Genomic DNA, 15,546 nt, shown 5'->3' with positions numbered 1-15,546 from the left:
GGACGGCTACGGCACCACGCTGAGCGACAGCGCGAACCGGCCCTCGGCGTCCGTCCACCAGTGGGTCAGCTCCAGACCGGCCGCCGCGAGTTCCGCGCGCACGCCGTCCTGGCGGAACTTCGCCGACACCTCGGTGCGCAGCTCCTCGCCCGCCTCGAAGTCCACGGCGAGGTCCAGCGCGTGGACCTTCACGGTCTGGGCGCCGCGGGCGCGCAGCCGCATCTCGATCCACTCCTGCCCGGCGTCCCACAGGGCCACGTGGTCGAAGGCGTCGGGGTCGAAGTCGGCGCCCAGCTCACGGTTGACGACCGCCAGGACGTTCTTGTTGAACGCGGCCGTCACCCCCGCCGCGTCGTCGTACGCCCGCACCAGGACACCCTCGTCCTTCACCAGGTCGGTGCCCAGCAGCAGGGCGTCGCCCGGGGAGAGCAGGGCGCGGACCGCGGCGAGGAACACGGCGCGCTCGGCGGGCAGCAGATTGCCGATGGTGCCGCCGAGGAACGCCACCAGCCGGGGCCCGGGCACCTCCGGCAGCCGGAGCCCGGCGGTGAAGTCGGCGATCAGGGCGTGCACCCGCAGCCCCGGCCGCTCGGCCACGAGCGCCTGCCCGGCCTGGGTGAGGGCGCTCTCGCTGACGTCGACGGGGACATACGTCTCCAGGGTCCCCAGCTCGGTCAGCGCGTCCAGCAGGTAGCGGGTCTTCTCGGAGGAGCCGGAGCCCAGCTCCACCAGGGTGCGGGCGTGGGCCGCCTCGGCGATGGCGTCGGCGCGGTCGATGAGGATCTCCCGCTCGGCGCGGGTCGGGTAGTACTCGGGCAGTTCGGTGATCTGCTCGAACAGCTCGCTGCCCCGGGCGTCGTAGAACCACTTCGGCGGCAGCGTCTTGGGGGTGCTCGTCAGGCCCGCAAGGACATCGGCGCGCAGCGCGGCGTCGGTGGCGTCCTCGGGCAGGGTGCGGGTGAGAAGGAACGGACTCACGTGCGGGGCTCCTTCGGCGGGGCGGAGGCCGAGGCGTCGCTCGGCTCCTTGAGCGGGGTGAGCCGCACCTCGGTGCGGCTCGCGGTGAGCAGGGTGCGGTCGGGGACCTCCTGCCAGTGCGGCTCGTCGTCGGCGGGCTCGGAGGCGACGACCGTGCCGCCGCCGGGCAGCGCGCGGTACCAGAGCGTGTCGCCCCAGGCGGTCGCGGCGATCGTCGTGCCGTCGGTCAGCAGCAGGTTGAGCCGGGAGCCGGGGGCCGCCGCGGCGACCTCCGGGACCGTGTCGGACAGCGCCAGGCCCGGGTCGTCCCCGGCCCGCAGCCGGGCCAGGACCAGCGCCCAGACCAGCGCGGAGTCATTGCGGGCCGCCAGGGACAGCAGGTCCTCCGGCGCCAGCGTCCGGGACAGCGCGGCCAGCGAGCCCGGCCAGCCGGTGACCGCGCCGTTGTGGCTGAACAGCCAGCGCCCGGCGGCGAACGGCGCCGCCGCGGCCTCCGCGTCCGCGCCCGCCAGGGTCGCGTCCCGGACGGCGGCCAGCAGCGCGGTGGAGCGCACCACCCGCGCCAGGTCCGCGAACGACAGGTCGGCCCAGATCGGCCCGGCGCGGCGGTAGCGGGCCGGTACCGGGTCGCCCGCCGCGTACCAGCCGACGCCGAAGCCGTCGGCGTTGACCGTCCCGTACCGCTGCCGCCGGGGTGCCCACGACTGCCGGTACAGGCCGTGCGGGGGCTCCACCAGCAGCCTGCCGAGCGGCTCCTCGGGTCCCACGTAGGCGATATGACGGCACATCAGGCGGTCGCCGCCGAACGCGCGGTGCGGAAGCCGGAGAAGATCTGCCGCCGGATCGGATAGTCCCAGTTGCGGAAGGTGCCCCGGCAGGCCACCTGGTCCACCGCGAACGAACCCCCGCGCAGCACCTTGTGGTCGGGCCCGAAGAACACCTCCGAGTACTCCTTGTACGGGTACGCCGTGAAGCCCGGGTACGGCAGGAAGTCACTCGCCGTCCACTCCCACACGTCGCCGATCAACTGCCGCACCCCCAGCGGTGATTCCCCGGCCGGGTAGCTGCCCGCCGGGGCCGGGCGCAGATGCCGCTGACCGAGGTTGGCGTGCTCGGGCGCCGGGTCGGCGTCGCCCCACGGGTAGCGCCGGGAGCGGCCGGTCGCCGGGTCGAAGCGGGCCGCCTTCTCCCACTCCACCTCGGTCGGCAGCCGACGTCCGGCCCAGCGGGCGTAGGCGTCGGCCTCGTACCAGCACACGTGCAGCACCGGCTCCTCGGGCGGCACCACCTCCGTCACGCCGAACCGGCGCCGCAGCCACTGCCCGCCGTCCCGGCGCCAGAACAGCGGCGCCTCGATGGAGTGGCGCCGGATGTGCGCCCAGCCCTCCGCCGTCCACCAGCGCGGATCGCCGTAGCCGCCGTCCTCGATGAACGCCTGGTACGCGCCGTTCGTCACCGGCGTGGTGTCGATCCAGTACGGCGCCACCTCACGGCGGTGCGCGGGCCGTTCGTTGTCCAGCGCCCAGGGCTCGGTGGAGGTGCCCATGGTGAACGGGCCGCCGGGGACCAGGACTTCGGCCGGTCCGGTGAACGGCGGCACGGGCTCCGGGTCCGGGGCGGTCAGGGCCCGCGGGCCCTTGCGCAGCTGATGGGTGATCAGCATCGTCTCGTCGTGCTGCTGCTCGTGCTGGGCGATCATGCCGAAGGCGAAGCCCGCCTCCGTCAGCCGCGTCCCCTCGAACGCGGCCCGCTCCAGCACGTCCAGCGCCCGCCCGCGCACCTCGGCCGCGTACCTGCGGGCCTCCTCGGGCGGCAGCAGCGGCAGCCGGGGCCGTTCGGCGCGCGGATGCTCGAAGGCGTCGTACAGGCTGTCGATCTCGGGCCGTATCGCCTCCTGCCCGGCGACCGCCCGCAGCAGCCACTGCTCCTCCTGGTTGCCGATGTGGGCGAGGTCCCACACCAGCGGGGACATCAGCGGCGAGTGCTGGGCGGTGAGGTCCGGCTCCTCGACGCAGGACGTCAGCAGGGTGGTCCGGTCCCGGGCGGTGAGCAGCGAGGCCAGCGCACGCTCCCGCAGCGCCTCGGCGTCGGTGGCGGGGTCGATGGCGTGCTCGGTCATGTGCGGAGGTCCTTCCCGTGCAGCTCGTCCAGCAGTTCGTCGGCGGGGCAGCGGCCCGGCACGACATGGCGGTCCCGGTACGCGGTGACGGCGGCGATGACATCGGCGCTGGCCCCGAGCCGGGGCAGCGCCGCCAGAGCCGCCGCGAAGCAGGTCACGGCCGCCTCGTGCAGCTCGGGGTCGGCGAGCCCCTGCCGGGCCGCGTCGATCCACAGCGGATTGTGCGGCGCGGACAGCCCCAGGGTCCGCTCGGCCAGCGGCTTCACGGTCCGGTAGGCGGTCTCGGCGGCCTGCGGGTCGTCGAACAGCGCGGCCGTCACCGCGAGCGGCACGATCCAGCCGTGCTCACCCGGCTGCGCGTCGATCATGCGCAGCTCCAGATGCCCACGCGGTCTGACCGGCGGGAAGAGCGTCGTCAGGTGGTAGTCGAGATCGTCCGGCGTGGGCGGCCGGGGCCCGCCCGACCGGGTCCACTCCCGGAAGGTCAGCTCCTCGGGCACCTCCCACGGCCCGCCGTCCCGCCGTACGCACATCACCGGGGCGTCCAGCACGTGCCGCGCCCAGGCGCCGCGCGGGTCGGTGTCCAGCGGGGGCGCGCCCGCCCGGCCGGTGCCGATCTCCATCCAGGTCAGCTGCCGGGTGGAGCGCCAGCCGGTCGGCTCCCGGGCGGCGAGCGGGGAGTTGGCGAACGCCGCGACCAGGACGGCGCCCAGATGGTGGGCCAGCCACCAGCGGCGGACGTGCCCGAGCGGGCCGGGCTCCTCGGTGCCCGCGTCCAGACAGACCTGGACGGAGGCGGAGGTGCACATCATGGCGCGCCCGGCGGGGCCGGTGCGGTCGAGACAGGTCTCCATGGCGTCGTACCGCGGCTGGCGCAGGAAACGACGGGGCGGGTGCCAGGGGTCCTGGCCGATGCCGAGGAGGGCGAGGCCGTGTGCGCGCAATGTCGCGCGGACGGCGTCGAGGTCGGCGGAGACGGTGCCCACGCACTCCATCAGGGAGGCGGCGGGCGGCGAGCTGAGTTCCAGCTGGCCACCTGGTTCGACGGTGAGCGCCGATTCCAGCGGCACGGCCCGCAGTGCGGCGTAGGCCGCTTCGAGACGTTCGGGGGAGACGGGGAGCCGCGGTGCCCGCGGATCCTGGACGAGCCATTCCACTTCGACCCCGAGGGAGCGAGGCGGTCCGGTCTTGAAGCAGATGCCCCGGACCAGGGCCTCCACCTCGGCTTCGGTGACAGCGGTACGGGTATCGGTACAGCCACTCCCCGAGGGAGCGCTTCTTGCATCGGACATGTCGGGATCCTCCTGAGATTCCACCATGCCGCCGGTCAGGACCCGGTGGGGCCCGACCGGCACACCCGTCCCACCCAAGACCGTCGCGCCGTCCCGCACAAGGGGGCAAGGTGGACTTTCAGGACCGGACGACCGGCCTCCGGAACCTTTCCGGCGGCCGGGAAACTCTGTTGCACCGCAGGACCAGCATCGCTCACGATGCGTTCATGAGCACGACGGGGGAGACGACGGGGGACATGGCGACGACCGATACGTCCGCGGGGCGCGCGGGCGTGGCGCCCACGGGGGTGGCGCCATGAGCGCGCGCCTGCGCGGCATCGCGCGGGAGACCGAGGAGATCGTCGCGGCGGGCGGCTACCGCGCGCCGGACGGGCGCGAGGTGTCCCTCGCCGCGGCGATCGACGCGGCCCGGCGGGGCACCCGGATGCACGGCCCGGACCCGGTGCCGGTCCCGGAGGTCCCCCGCGCGGACACGTCCTTCGAGGTCACCGGCGAGAGCAGCCTGGAGGCCGCCCACAGGATGCTCACGACAGACCCCGGCCCGCTGGCGGTGCTGAACTTCGCCTCGGCCCGCAATCCCGGCGGCGGCTACCTCAACGGCGCGCAGGCGCAGGAGGAGGCCCTGTGCCGTGCCTCCGCGCTCTACACCTGCCAGCTGAGGGCCCCGGAGTTCTACGACCACCACCGCGCCCACCGCGACGCGTTCTACACCGACCGTGTCATCCACTCACCCGCCGTGCCCGTCTTCCGCGACGACCGCGGCCGTCTCCTCGCCGAGCCGTACACCGCCGGTTTCCTCACCGCCGCCGCACCGAACGCGGGCGTGGTGCTGAGCCGGACCCCGGAGCGGGCCCCCGAACTGCCCGCCGCCCTCGCCCGCCGCGCCGAAAGGGTCCTGGAGGTCGCCGCCCGCCACGGCTACCGCCGCCTGGTCCTCGGCGCCTGGGGCTGCGGCGTCTTCCGCAACGACCCGGCGCGGGTCGCGGGCGCCTTCCGGGCGCTGCTGACGTCGGACGGACGGTTCGCCGGGACGTTCGCCGAGGTGGTCTTCGGCGTCCTGGACCGCACACCGGGGCACAGCGTGCGGGCCGCGTTCGAACGGGCGTTCCCGGAGCGTCAGCTCCAGCCGTAGCGCTCCTTCAGCCGGTGCCGCACCGAGTTGAACCGCATCCGGTCCAGCGCGCACGCCTCCCGCCGCATCCCCTGCTCATGGAGCCGCAGCACCCGGTCCACGTCCACCCAGGACTCCCGCCCCGACCGGTCCCACGGCCCGCTGCCGATCGGCACCCAGTCCCGCTCGCCGTCGTGCCGCTTGCTGGACAACTGGACGGCGAGCAGGGTGCCCGCCGCCTCCCGGGCCACCACCAGGACCGGCCGGTCCTTGCCGCGCCCGTCGTTCTCCTCATAGGGGACCCACGTCCAGACGATCTCCCCGGGGTCGGGATCGCCGTCGTAGGCGGGGGAGTACTCGGTGCGCACCCGGCCCACCTCGCGCGGGTCGGCCTCGGTGGTGGCGGTGGGGCCATGGCGGCCCGGGGCGTTCTCATCGGTCAGCGCAGTCACGGGAATCACCGTAGAGGGCGGCGCCGATCACGGGGACCCGGGGACGGAACTCGATGCCGCGTCAGCTCCGCGCGGCGGCGGCCACCGCTCGTGCCACCGCAGCTCCGCCTCCAGTTGCGCGGCCAGCGACACCAGCAGCGGTTCGCTGTGCGCGGGCCCGAGCAACTGCGCCCCGACCGGCAGCCCGTCGCCGGTGAAACCGGCCGGGACACCGACGCCGGGCCAGCCCAGCACGTTCCACGGCCAGGCGTAGGGACAGGCGGTGATCACGGCCCGGTCGGTGGCGAATCCGCCGAGGTCGAGCAGGGCCCCGATCCGGGGCGGCGGCCCGGCCGTCGTCGGCGCCAGGATCACGTCGTACGACGAGAAGAACGCGCCGATACGCCGCTGAAGGACGCCCTCGGCGCGCCGCGCCGCCCGCAGCGGAGCCCCGCCGAGCAGCCGCCCCAGCCGGGCCGCCCCCCGGGTGCGCCGGTCGAGCAGCGCGGGGAAGGGGGCCTCGCCCACCCGCTCGGCGATCCCGGCGGTGGCCCGGGGTACGAAGGCCAGCCCGATCTGCCCGTACGGCGGGTCGGCCTCCGCCACGGTGTGCCCCGCCGCCGCCAGCCGTTCGGCGAGCGCGACGACCCGCGCCCGGATCTCCGGGTGCAGCCGGGCGGGCAGCGCGGTGAACGGCGGCTTCAGGGAGAGGGCGACGCGCAGCCTGCCGGGATCGCGGCCGACGGCGGCACAAACGTCGACGGCCGGGGGCTGGTGCGGATCGTGCCGGTGGTTGCCGCTCGCGGCGTCCAGGAGCAGGGCCGCGTCGGCGACCGTGCGGGCCAGGGTGCCGTTGACGGTGATGCCGTGGAAGGACTCACCGCGCGGCCAGGTCGAGATCCGGCCGCGCTGTGGCTTGATGCCGACCAGATGGGTCCAGGCGGCCGGTATCCGCACCGAACCGGCGCCGTCCGAGCCGAGCGCGGCCGGGACCAGGCCCGCGGCGACCGCCGCCGCCGAACCACCGGAGGAGCCGCCCGGGGTGTGCGCCGGGCTCCAGGGGTTGCGGGTCGCGCCGAACGCGGGCCCCTCGGTGACCGGCCACTGCCCGAACTCGCAGGTGTTCGTCTTCCCGACGATCACCGCTCCGGCCGCGCGCAGCCGTCGTACCGCCTCCCCGTCCGCCGGGACCGGCGGGAAGTCCCCGGCGCAGCCGAACGCGGTCGGCTCACCGGCCACGTCCATGTCGTCCTTGACCGCCACCGGCACGCCCAGCAGCGGACGGCGGCCCCCGGCGGCCAGTTCCCGGTCGGCGGCGTCGGCCTCGGCGAGCGCGGCCTCGGCCCGCACGATCCGGAAGGCGTTGACCGTGCCCTGCGTCGCCGCGATCCGCGCCAGCGCGCTCTCCGCGAGCGCCCGCGCGGTCACCTGGCCGTCGGCCAGCGCCCGGGCGGTCCCGGTCAGTCCCGTCACGGCGGGGTCGAACGTCATACGGGCCTCCGGCAGTCAGGGGTCTACCGGACAGTAACCTCAGAAAGGCCTTGCCGGAACCGGCCGTTGAGGATCCGCTAGCTCGCCCGCGCCAGCTGGCGGGCCTTGGTGGCCGCGTGCTCGTGGGCGCGCTGCCGGGAGGCCTCGAACAGGGGGATCAGCTCGGACATCGCGGGGTTGTGCGGGGCCATGGTGAGTTCCGGGACGATGAACTCGGTGTCCATGGCCAGGGCGTCCGTGAGGACCGCGGTCAGGTAGTTCTGCACGTACTCGTACGGCTCCTTGGGCGTGCCGGGGGCGTAGGACCCGCCGCGGCTGGCGATGACCGTGACGGGAGTGCCCTTCGCGGACGGGGTCTCGCCCGCGGTGCGGCCGAACAGGATCACGTTGTCCAGCCAGGCCTTCAGGGTCGAGGGGATCGTGAAGTTGTACATCGGCGCGCCGATCAGGACGGCGTCGGCCTCCTCCAGCTCCCTGATCAGCTCCAGCCGCCGGGCGAAGGCCGCGGCCTGCTCGGGTGTGTGCTCGGCGGGATCGGCGAAGCCCGCGGTGTGGGCGTCGGCGGTGAGGTGCGGGACCGGGTCCTTCGCGAGGTCGCGGTAGACCACCGTGCCGTCGGGGTGCTGCTCCTGCCAGGTCCGGCGGAAGGTCTCCGCCACGGTCCGGGAGGCGGACGCGTCGCCCGGGAAGACGGACGAGTCGATGTGCAGCAGCGTGGTCATGCGTTTCTCCAAGTAAGGGGGTGCCCTGGACGCCGGGGCGACCAGAGGGTTCGCTTTTTCGTGCGTGACTTCAGATTACACAGGTGCTTACTTTTTTTCACCTCCTACGCCCGACAGTATGCTGGAGCCATGACGGTCGAGCAGAACCACACCGCCGGAGCCTGCAAGCAGGTGGACGACGCCATCACCCGGGTCTTCCAACTGCTGGGGAAGCGCTGGACCGGGCCGATCGTGGCCGTGCTGATGGAGCAGCCCACGCACTTCGCCGAGCTGCGCAGGGCGATCCCCGGCATCAGCGAGCGCATGCTCTCCGACCGTCTGACCGAACTCGGCGCCGCCGGGCTCGTGGTCCGCGAGGTCTACGAGGGCCCGCCGCTGCGGGTCTCGTACACGCTCACCGAGCCCGGAGCCGCCCTGGAACCCGCGATCAGGGAACTGGGGAAGTGGGCCGAGAAGCATCTGCCCGAGACCAAGTCCTTGGTGGAGTCGGGCGGGAAGTGACCGGGCTCAGGTCCGTCCTGGACGCAGGACGCCCTCGGGGTCGTAGCGCTTCCACGGCTCGGTGACCCGGGAGCCGGTCGGTCCGGGGTAGGCGCGGGCGAAGGAGTCGGCGTCGCGGTGGCTCTCGAAGTTCACATACGCGCCGTCGGCGTGCGCGAGGACGCCGTCCGCCGCGCGCGTGAGCGTGTCCCGGTCGTCCGGCGGGAACACCGAGGCGACGACCAGGGTCTTCTGGTGGCGGTGCGGGAACGCCATGTCGTCGGGCGCCGGGTCGTGCGTCGCGCCGCCCAGTGAACGCAGCTGGATCAGCGCGGGCTGGGGTCCGGACGCCGCCGTGACCAGGGCGCGGGCCGCGTCCGGGCCGATCTCCGGGAGCAGGCCGCTGGTCGTGAGTGACGGCATCTGCCCGGTGTTGGCGTGCGGATGCGCGGTCGACACCAGCTCGGGGTACGGCACCTGGTGGGCCTGCTGCCCGAGGACGTCGCCGATGCCGAGCAGCGGCTCGACGGCCTCGCGGATCAGGGCCCGGTCGTCGGACGCCACCACCGCGGTGACGAACGCGACGGGCTGTGCGCCCCGCGCCGTCAGCAGCACGGCGCTGGACAGCTCCCGGGGCGACCGGGCGACGGCCTCCTCCCAGCGCCGCAGGGTCTCCCCGGCCGGGTCGACGGCGACGGCGAGCTGCGCGTGGCCGACGGTGCGCAGCTCCACGGCCTCGATCTCGAAGGCCACCGCGATCCCCGCCCCCGCCCCGGCGCCGCGCATCACCCACAGCAGATCGGGCTCGGTGGCCGCGTCCGCACGGACCAGGGCGCCGTCGGCCAGCACCACCTCGACGGCGCGGACACGGTCGACGGTCAGCCCGAAGTGCCGTACAGCCCAGCCGATGCCGCCGCCGGTGGCCAGCCCGCCCACGCCCACGTTGCCGTGGTCGCCCGAGCTGATCGCCAGCCCGTGCGGGGCGAGCGCCTGGGCGACCCGCGCCCAGCGGGCGCCCGCCGCCACCCGTACCCGACGGGTGGCGCAGTCGAGGACGTCCACGCGGCGCATCGCGCTGAGGTCGATGACAAGGCCGCCCGCGTTGGTGCCGGTCCCGGCCAGGCCGTGCCCGCCACTGCGGACGGCCAGCGGCAGGCCCTGGTCGCGGGCCAGCCGCAGCGCGGCGGCGACCTCGGCCGCGGACTCGGGCAGGGCGACGACGGCCGGGCGGCCCACGGTGGTGTAGGTGGAGCGCAGCAGGTGGTAGCGGCGGTCGTCGGGCGTGACGAGTCTGCCGTCGAGTGCGGTGGGCACGGTGCCCGGGTCGAAGGTCATCGTCCGCTCCTCGTGGCGGCCACGCGCTCGCGGACCGCGGGCACGATCTCATCGGTGAAGAGGCAGAGCTGACGGTCGGGCTCGGCGACCGGCCAGAAGACGAAGGTGTCGAAGCCGAGGTCGACGGCCCAGCCGGTGAGGGCGTCCACCCAGCGGTCCGTGCCGCCGACGAGGCCCGGTCCGCCGCGGTGGTCGCCGATGGCGCCGATCACGTTGTAGACGCGGCGGACCGACCGGGGGTCGCGTCCGGCGGCCAGGGCGGCGTCGTCGATGATCCGCTGCCGGGAGGGCACCTCGGGGGGCGTGACATAGAGGTTCAGCGGGGAGATCCAGCCGTCCGCCGCGCGGCCCGTCACCTGGAGCATCCTGGTCTTCCGCGCGCCGAGCCACAGCTCCATGGGCTTCGGGGGCACCGGACCGGCGTGGTGGCCGCCGACGCTGTGCCGGGGGGTGCGCAGCCGCACCGGGCCTCCGGCCAGCGCCCGGCGCAACAGCGTGAGGGACTCCTCGGCGAAGGCGACCATGTCCGCGCCGCGCCGGGCGGGGCCGCCCATCGAGGCGATGGCGTCCGGGATGCCGCCCCGCCGAGGCCCAGCTGGATGCGGCCGTCGGTGATCACGCTCAGCGAGGCGGCGGCCTTGGCGAGCATGGCCGGTGGGCGCGGCTGGAGGTCGGCGACGTCGGTGAGGAAGGCGACGCGGTCCGTGATCCCGGCCAGGTGCGAGATCGGCGTCCAGGTCTCCAGGTGGCCGGGCTGGTAGGGGTGGTCCTGCACGGCCACGTGGTCCAGACCGCGGGCCTCGGCCAGCCGGGCCAGCTCACGGGTCTGGGGCAGGTTCTCGGCGGCCGCGGGCCTGATCCAGCGCGTCGTCATCCCGACCACGCCGGTGCAGATCCGCTACCGGCTGTCCCCGGACGGCCGGTCGCTCCTGGAGGCACTCCAGCCACTGGCCCGGTGGAGCCTGCGCCGCACCGGCCCGGGCCCTCAGCGGTAACGCAGCAGCAGCATCGCCGCGTCGTCCTGGAGCGGGCCGCCCACATGCTGGAGGAGGTCCTGCCGCAGGGTCTCCAGGGCGGCCTCCGGGTCGTGCTCCTTCAGCAGGTGGGCCCGCTCGGTCAACGGATAGAAGCGGCCCAAGCCGTCCCTGGCCTCGGTGATGCCGTCGGTGTAGAGCAGCAGTTGGTCCCCGCGCCGGAAGTCGGCGCGGAACGGCCGCGGTGCGGACGGGCCGTGCGCGCCCAGGCCGAGGGGCAGGGCGTAGGCCTCCGGCTCGGGCAGCGCGGCGGAGCCGTCGGCACGGATCAGCAGCGGCGCCGGGTGGCCGTGGTTGAGGAAGGTCACCTCGTGGTCGGTCACCTCGGCGAGGATCGCGGTGACGAACTTCTCGCCCTCCAACTGCCGGTCGACGGACCGCGCCAGACGCCGCCCGACCCCGGTCAGATCCGCCTCGTCCAGGGCGGCCTCACGGAACGCCCCGAGCACCACGGCCGCGGTCTCCACCGCCTCCAGCCCCTTGCCCTGCACATCGCCCACGATCACCCGTACGCCCTGCGGGGCCGCGACCACCTCGTACAGATCACCGCCGATACGGGCCTCGGCCACCGCCGACGTGTACGACACCGCCGCCCGCAGCTGCCCCGCCAACCGCGGCACCGGCTTGAGCAGCACCCGCTGCGCCGCCTCCGCGATCGACCGCACGCTGGCCAGCTCCGCCTCGCGCCGCTGCCGCATCGCCACCGCGACCAGGCCCGCCGCCGTCACCCCGATCACGGAGACGACGCTCACATAGCCGCGCACGCCCTCGAAGAGGTCGTCGTACAGGCCCAGCGCGACCGTGAGCAGCAGCGCTGTCACGCCGACGCAGACGGTGCGCCGCCAGTCGCCGACCAGCGGGGCGAAGGCGGGACCGAGCGCCACCAGCGGGAGCAGCCCCACCGCCGGTCCTATGGCGACGTCCACTGAGGACACCACCGCCATCATGGCGAACGGCAGGGTGGACAGCACGGCGAGTCGGCCGTTCTCCTCGGGCACATCCCCTCCACCGGCGGCCGTTCCCCACACCCCGCGAGCGGGGACGGACCACCAGCGCCCCTGCCCCTCACATGCTCCGCACGGAGCTGGGTCCATCGTTGCAGACGGTCCCCTTCCCGGTCCCGTTCCCGAACGAGGAGGTGGGGCACGACCGATTCCCGAACGCCCTGTGAACGTCCGGCCCGACGAGGAGCGGGGCACCGTCTCGGGAGCCGACGGCTGCAACCACTTCAGGGGCGGGACCGAGACCGACGAGGCCGCCGGGACCGTCACCTTCAACACTCTGACGTCGACCGCGATCGCCTGCTACGACGACTTCGCGCGGTACTTCCCCCGGGCCGAGGGCCCGCTGCGGATCGGGGGCGACGCCGCCAGGCTCGTCCTGACCGGTGCGGACGGGGACGGGATGGTCCTGCGGGCCACGCAGGGCGCGGCCCGCTGAGGCGAAACGGGGAAGGCCGGTTCAGGCGTCCTGGTTCCGGCGGAACGCCCACGCCATCTTCGGCTCCATCACACCGCGGAAGACCCGCCGCACCGGCGGCGTGCAGAGCAGGGTCACGCCCGCCCCGGCGACCAGGGTGACGGTGATCTTGCCCAGGGGCTGGTGGAACCAGGTGTGGTCGGACCAGTCCCAGTGGTTGGCCGCCTGGATGAAGAAGCCGTGCAGCAGATAGCCGTACAGGGTGCCCGCCCCCAGCGCGGTGAACCACATCCGGCGCCGTGGCACCAGCGCGAGGAAACAGGCGACGAGGACCAGACAGCAGCCGAACAGCGCGAGTGTCATGAGCGGCCCGGTCCAGGCAGGGGCGGCCAGTTCCGCCGCGCTGCTGCGGTGGAAGAACCACGCGTAGTTCATCCGCGGCACCGCCCAGTACGCCGTGACCGCCGCGCCCAGGAAGACCGGCACCGCCGCGATCCGCGCCGCACGGCGGCGTACCAGCTGGAAGTGCTCCGGCTTCAGCAGCAGGCCGAGGACGAAGTACGGCAGGAACTGCAGCGCCCGCTGGAGGTCGAGGTCCTTGCCGATCTCGGGGGAGAGCGTGGCCAGCATGGCGATCGCCAGCGCGATCGGCAGCGGCCAGCGGACCACCTTCCAGATGGGGGTGGTCAGCCGCCAGATGAACAACGCCGCCAGGAACCAGGTCAGGTACAGCGGGTCCAGCAGGCTGATCGGGCGGTCCGGCTCGCCGTCGGCCCAGCGGGTGAAGAGGGTGTACGCCACCTCGAAGACGACATACGGCACCGCCACACCGGTCAGCAGCCGCTTCACGCGTCCCGGGGCCGCGTCGAAGCCGCGGGAGAAGTAGCCGGAGATGATGATGAAGGCGGGCATGTGGAAGGCGTAGACGAGCATGTACAGCGCGGTGACCGTGCGGCTCCCGCCGCGCAGCGGCTCCCATGCGTGCCCCATCGCGACCAGCACGATCGCGAGGTACTTGGCGTTGTCGAAGAACGCGTCCCGTCCTTTGCCGCCGCCCGGTCTGGCCGCCCGGTCCGCGGGCGCGCCGGAGGCCGCCGGTGGTGGCGGTGCCTGCCCCGTGCCGCGCGGCAGTGTGTCGCTAACGATTCCTTTTTGGGGGAACCCAGACAGAACAGAACACCTCTTACTGGAGTTGCGTACGTGACGGGCGGGCAAACACCGGGTCACCCTAGCCACGGCCTTCCCGCCGAGTAAACCTAGGAGGTCACAGCGGGGCAGCGGGCCTCAGTGGCGCCCGGCGAGCCGTCCGTGCACCGCGAGCGCCGACTCCTGCGGGCTCCGCCGCCCGTCGACGCACACCTCGAGGTAGCGGGTGTCGCTCGCCGCGTGCCGGGCGCGTACGGCGGCCATCGTGCGCGGGGCGCAGGGGACCACGGCCACCACGCCGTTGCGGGCCAGCACCTCCGCGATCAGCCCGACGCGGCGGGCGTCGGTGCCCAGGTCGTCGAACCGGTCGAGCACCTCGACGCGGCGCCGCTCCGCGTGCAGCCGCTCGGCCAGCGCGTAGGCGGCGGCCAGCCGGTCGGCCGCGCAGTCGCCCGTCACCCATACCGTGGCGCCGGGGCAGGTGCACCGGCAGCGCACCCCGCCGCGGTCACTGCGGGCGGTCAACTCGGATATCCCCAGGCGCGCGTGATCTCGCGCAGCGGCACCGGAACGTCCTCCGGGTCGGGCAGCGGGCGGGCCCGCTGGATCTTCCCGGACTTGATGTTCTCGCTCCAGTCGCCGATGAACGGCACGAAGGGCCCGTGGTCCTCCTTGCGGTAATCCAGCATCCGCGATGTCCAGTTCACCCCGAGAAAGGCGCAGATCTCCTGCGTCACTTCGGTGGGTCTCTCCGTGAGCGACTCGTAGCGGACGGTGAGTCCGGGCAGCGCGGTGCGGGCCGCCTCGACGGCCTCGACATAGCCGCGCACCTCCCTCACCGTCGCCTCGGTGTCCCGGTCCGGGCGGTTGTTGATCAGCGAACTCACCATGGACGCCGGGTGTCGCAGCAGGAAGATGTACCGGGCCTTCGGCCAGGCCTCGTGCAGCCGCTCCCACACCCCGGCGTTGCCCGGCGTCTTGTCCACGATGATCTGCTTCCCGCTGCGCACCAGCTCCCGGTGCAGCACGCGGTCCCACAGCAGATACTCCAACTCCCGCTGCTCGAGGCCGAGTTCGGCCATCGCCTTCTTGGTGTACGGCTTGCTGAGGTCGACCGTCAGGGTGCGCAGATGCATCTCGTGCGGGGCGCGGATCCGGGGGTGGCTGTTGAGCAGGACCCGCAGCAGGGTGGACCCGGAGCGCACGGAGGAGATGATGAACACCGGTTCGGGGACGAGCCGGTGGGCCGACTGGGGAACCGGGGGCTCCGCCAGCCTCCGTATGCGCCGCTTGACTCCACGGGCCACTCGACGGATTTCCGTGCCGGTCCGGGCCATGGCTGATCCTCCTGCCTTACCGCGTGCGACGTGGTCTTCCTCCCCCTTGAATCCACCCGACCATACTGCTTCCGAGTGGCGGGGCGGCCCGGAGTGGGCGAGGGGAGCCGTGCATGGTGGGACATACGCGACAGTACGAGCGCCACATCCTCACCCGGAGCCAGGTGCGTCGGGCAGTTCCTCGGCGGTGGTGGGGCGTTCGGCGGGGGCGTCCTCCGACTGCTGGACCGTCGTACCGCCGGGTGTCTCGTAGCCGTCCGGCCCGCTGCCGGGGCCACCGGCCACCACGAGCAGGAACAGCACCACCGCGGCGGCAGCCGCGAGCGCGCGGTACACCAGCCGACGGCGGCCCCGGCCGTCCAGTTCGCGCCAGGCGGGGGCGTCCCGCGCCTCCGCGGGCCGCCACAGCTCACCGACGGCCTCCACCGGCTCCGGCTCCACCCGCGCCCCCGCCGCCCGCTCCCGCGCGGACGGCTCCCTCGGCGCCCGCGGGCCCCCGGGCGCACGACAGGCCTCGGCGAACCGCCGCCACACCTCGTCCGGGACGCCCCCGTTGTCACCGTGCTCTCGTCTGGCCACTGCGCCACGCTCCTCGCCGCGAAGAACCGGCGCACAGCCTAGAGGGACGGCCGATGCCGAGGGCGGTCGACG

18 protein-coding genes and 1 pseudogene are annotated in these 15,546 nt (G+C 73.9%); 4 read left to right on the top strand and 15 right to left on the bottom strand.

Going from position 1 to position 15,546, the window contains the following annotated elements:
• Positions 1–6 precede the first annotated feature (6 nt).
• The 4 genes from egtD to egtA are packed head-to-tail and all read right to left on the bottom strand — an operon-like array spanning position 7 to position 4,389.
• Positions 7–978, bottom strand: a complete 972-nt coding sequence (gene egtD, locus ACFVQG_RS32990; RefSeq protein ID WP_383390598.1) for an L-histidine N(alpha)-methyltransferase — start codon at positions 976–978, stop codon at positions 7–9.
• Positions 975–1,766 carry an ergothioneine biosynthesis protein EgtC gene (gene egtC / locus ACFVQG_RS32985; protein ID WP_383390595.1) on the bottom strand — a complete coding sequence of 264 codons (792 nt, stop codon included), beginning with the start codon at positions 1,764–1,766 and terminating at the stop codon, positions 975–977. Before egtC ends, egtD begins: the two co-directional genes overlap by 4 nt.
• Positions 1,766–3,097 (bottom strand): ergothioneine biosynthesis protein EgtB, encoded by a 1,332-nt coding sequence (gene egtB, locus ACFVQG_RS32980; protein ID WP_383390593.1) that lies wholly within the window; start codon positions 3,095–3,097, stop codon positions 1,766–1,768. Before egtB ends, egtC begins: the two co-directional genes overlap by 1 nt.
• A complete protein-coding gene (gene egtA / locus ACFVQG_RS32975; protein ID WP_383390591.1) occupies positions 3,094–4,389 on the bottom strand; it encodes an ergothioneine biosynthesis glutamate--cysteine ligase EgtA in 1,296 nt (431 codons plus the stop codon). Before egtA ends, egtB begins: the two co-directional genes overlap by 4 nt.
• A 295-nt stretch (positions 4,390–4,684) precedes the next feature.
• On the opposite strand from egtA, the gene ACFVQG_RS32970 reads away from it, so the two are divergent.
• Positions 4,685–5,521 (top strand): TIGR02452 family protein, encoded by an 837-nt coding sequence (locus ACFVQG_RS32970; RefSeq protein WP_383390588.1) that lies wholly within the window; start codon positions 4,685–4,687, stop codon positions 5,519–5,521.
• Here the strand turns inward: ACFVQG_RS32970 and ACFVQG_RS32965 are convergent.
• The 3 genes from ACFVQG_RS32965 to ACFVQG_RS32955 form a co-directional block, all read right to left on the bottom strand.
• Positions 5,506–5,952, bottom strand: a complete 447-nt coding sequence (locus ACFVQG_RS32965) for a type II toxin-antitoxin system PemK/MazF family toxin (RefSeq protein ID WP_383390587.1) — start codon at positions 5,950–5,952, stop codon at positions 5,506–5,508. The genes ACFVQG_RS32970 and ACFVQG_RS32965 overlap by 16 nt on opposite strands.
• A 27-nt stretch (positions 5,953–5,979) precedes the next feature.
• Positions 5,980–7,422 (bottom strand): amidase, encoded by a 1,443-nt coding sequence (locus tag ACFVQG_RS32960; RefSeq protein ID WP_383390584.1) that lies wholly within the window; start codon positions 7,420–7,422, stop codon positions 5,980–5,982.
• 77 nt (positions 7,423–7,499) lie between these two features.
• The gene (locus ACFVQG_RS32955; protein WP_383390582.1) at positions 7,500–8,144 is read right to left on the bottom strand and encodes an FMN-dependent NADH-azoreductase; all 645 of its coding nucleotides are present in this window, start codon (positions 8,142–8,144) and stop codon (positions 7,500–7,502) included.
• A 129-nt stretch (positions 8,145–8,273) separates the two neighbouring features.
• On the opposite strand from ACFVQG_RS32955, the gene ACFVQG_RS32950 reads away from it, so the two are divergent.
• Positions 8,274–8,645, top strand: a complete 372-nt coding sequence (locus ACFVQG_RS32950) for a winged helix-turn-helix transcriptional regulator (protein ID WP_383390579.1) — start codon at positions 8,274–8,276, stop codon at positions 8,643–8,645.
• A gap of 6 nt (positions 8,646–8,651) precedes the next feature.
• Here the strand turns inward: ACFVQG_RS32950 and ACFVQG_RS32945 are convergent, their stop codons facing one another.
• From ACFVQG_RS32945 to ACFVQG_RS32935, 3 genes and pseudogenes are all read right to left on the bottom strand, one after another.
• Entirely contained in the window at positions 8,652–9,959 is a 1,308-nt protein-coding gene (locus ACFVQG_RS32945; RefSeq protein WP_383390576.1) for an FAD-binding oxidoreductase, read from the bottom strand.
• Positions 9,956–10,513: an LLM class flavin-dependent oxidoreductase gene (locus ACFVQG_RS32940; protein WP_383390574.1), complete on the bottom strand. Its 558-nt coding sequence runs from the start codon at positions 10,511–10,513 to the stop codon at positions 9,956–9,958. The genes ACFVQG_RS32945 and ACFVQG_RS32940 overlap by 4 nt, the downstream gene beginning before the upstream one ends.
• A gap of 38 nt (positions 10,514–10,551) precedes the next feature.
• Positions 10,552–10,833, bottom strand: a pseudogene (locus tag ACFVQG_RS32935) (LLM class flavin-dependent oxidoreductase); the annotation flags it as partial.
• A gap of 13 nt (positions 10,834–10,846) precedes the next feature.
• Here ACFVQG_RS32935 and ACFVQG_RS32930 point away from each other — a divergent pair.
• Complete coding sequence (locus tag ACFVQG_RS32930) at positions 10,847–10,954, top strand: hypothetical protein (RefSeq protein WP_383390571.1); 108 nt, start codon at positions 10,847–10,849, stop codon at positions 10,952–10,954.
• On the opposite strand, the gene ACFVQG_RS32925 is transcribed toward ACFVQG_RS32930, so the two are convergent.
• On the bottom strand, positions 10,945–11,940 hold the full coding sequence (locus tag ACFVQG_RS32925; protein ID WP_383390748.1) for a PP2C family protein-serine/threonine phosphatase: 996 nt from the start codon (positions 11,938–11,940) through the stop codon (positions 10,945–10,947). The two genes, ACFVQG_RS32930 and ACFVQG_RS32925, sit on opposite strands and share 10 nt — an antisense overlap.
• A 220-nt stretch (positions 11,941–12,160) precedes the next feature.
• Between ACFVQG_RS32925 and ACFVQG_RS32920 the strand changes: the two genes are divergently transcribed.
• Positions 12,161–12,433 (top strand): META domain-containing protein, encoded by a 273-nt coding sequence (locus ACFVQG_RS32920; RefSeq protein ID WP_383390569.1) that lies wholly within the window; start codon positions 12,161–12,163, stop codon positions 12,431–12,433.
• Positions 12,434–12,454: 21 nt separating this feature from the next.
• Here the strand turns inward: ACFVQG_RS32920 and ACFVQG_RS32915 are convergent, their stop codons facing one another.
• The 4 genes from ACFVQG_RS32915 to ACFVQG_RS32900 all read right to left on the bottom strand — a co-directional run bounded on the left by ACFVQG_RS32915 (position 12,455) and on the right by ACFVQG_RS32900 (position 15,474).
• Positions 12,455–13,558 carry an acyltransferase family protein gene (locus tag ACFVQG_RS32915; RefSeq protein ID WP_383390746.1) on the bottom strand — a complete coding sequence of 368 codons (1,104 nt, stop codon included), beginning with the start codon at positions 13,556–13,558 and terminating at the stop codon, positions 12,455–12,457.
• 138 nt (positions 13,559–13,696) lie between these two features.
• Entirely contained in the window at positions 13,697–14,083 is a 387-nt protein-coding gene (locus tag ACFVQG_RS32910; RefSeq protein ID WP_383390566.1) for an adenylyl-sulfate kinase, read from the bottom strand.
• A complete protein-coding gene (locus tag ACFVQG_RS32905; protein WP_383390563.1) occupies positions 14,080–14,865 on the bottom strand; it encodes a sulfotransferase family protein in 786 nt (261 codons plus the stop codon). The genes ACFVQG_RS32910 and ACFVQG_RS32905 overlap by 4 nt, the downstream gene beginning before the upstream one ends.
• Before the next feature lie 180 nt (positions 14,866–15,045).
• The gene (locus ACFVQG_RS32900) at positions 15,046–15,474 is read right to left on the bottom strand and encodes a hypothetical protein (protein ID WP_383390560.1); all 429 of its coding nucleotides are present in this window, start codon (positions 15,472–15,474) and stop codon (positions 15,046–15,048) included.
• Positions 15,475–15,546: the final 72 nt, after the last annotated feature.

Origin of the sequence: Streptomyces sp. NPDC057877 (assembly GCF_042796855.1) — a bacterium.
Lineage (GTDB): Bacteria > Actinomycetota > Actinomycetes > Streptomycetales > Streptomycetaceae > Streptomyces.
This window is presented reverse-complemented; position numbering and strand designations above follow the sequence as displayed.

Bases quoted from the DNA above. Each gene is read 5' to 3' on its own strand.
- egtC (WP_383390595.1), bottom strand. From the start codon at position 1,766: ATGTGCCGTCATATCGCCTACGTGGGACCCGAGGAGCCGCTCGGCAGG.
- egtB (WP_383390593.1), bottom strand. From the start codon at position 3,097: ATGACCGAGCACGCCATCGACCCCGCCACCGACGCCGAGGCGCTGCGG.
- egtA (WP_383390591.1), bottom strand. From the start codon at position 4,389: ATGTCCGATGCAAGAAGCGCTCCCTCGGGGAGTGGCTGTACCGATACC.
- ACFVQG_RS32970 (WP_383390588.1), top strand. From the start codon at position 4,685: ATGAGCGCGCGCCTGCGCGGCATCGCGCGGGAGACCGAGGAGATCGTC.
- ACFVQG_RS32960 (WP_383390584.1), bottom strand. From the start codon at position 7,422: ATGACGTTCGACCCCGCCGTGACGGGACTGACCGGGACCGCCCGGGCG.
- ACFVQG_RS32955 (WP_383390582.1), bottom strand. From the start codon at position 8,144: ATGACCACGCTGCTGCACATCGACTCGTCCGTCTTCCCGGGCGACGCG.
- ACFVQG_RS32950 (WP_383390579.1), top strand. From the start codon at position 8,274: ATGACGGTCGAGCAGAACCACACCGCCGGAGCCTGCAAGCAGGTGGAC.
- ACFVQG_RS32945 (WP_383390576.1), bottom strand. From the start codon at position 9,959: ATGACCTTCGACCCGGGCACCGTGCCCACCGCACTCGACGGCAGACTC.
- ACFVQG_RS32940 (WP_383390574.1), bottom strand. From the start codon at position 10,513: ATGGGCGGCCCCGCCCGGCGCGGCGCGGACATGGTCGCCTTCGCCGAG.
- ACFVQG_RS32925 (WP_383390748.1), bottom strand. From the start codon at position 11,940: ATGATGGCGGTGGTGTCCTCAGTGGACGTCGCCATAGGACCGGCGGTG.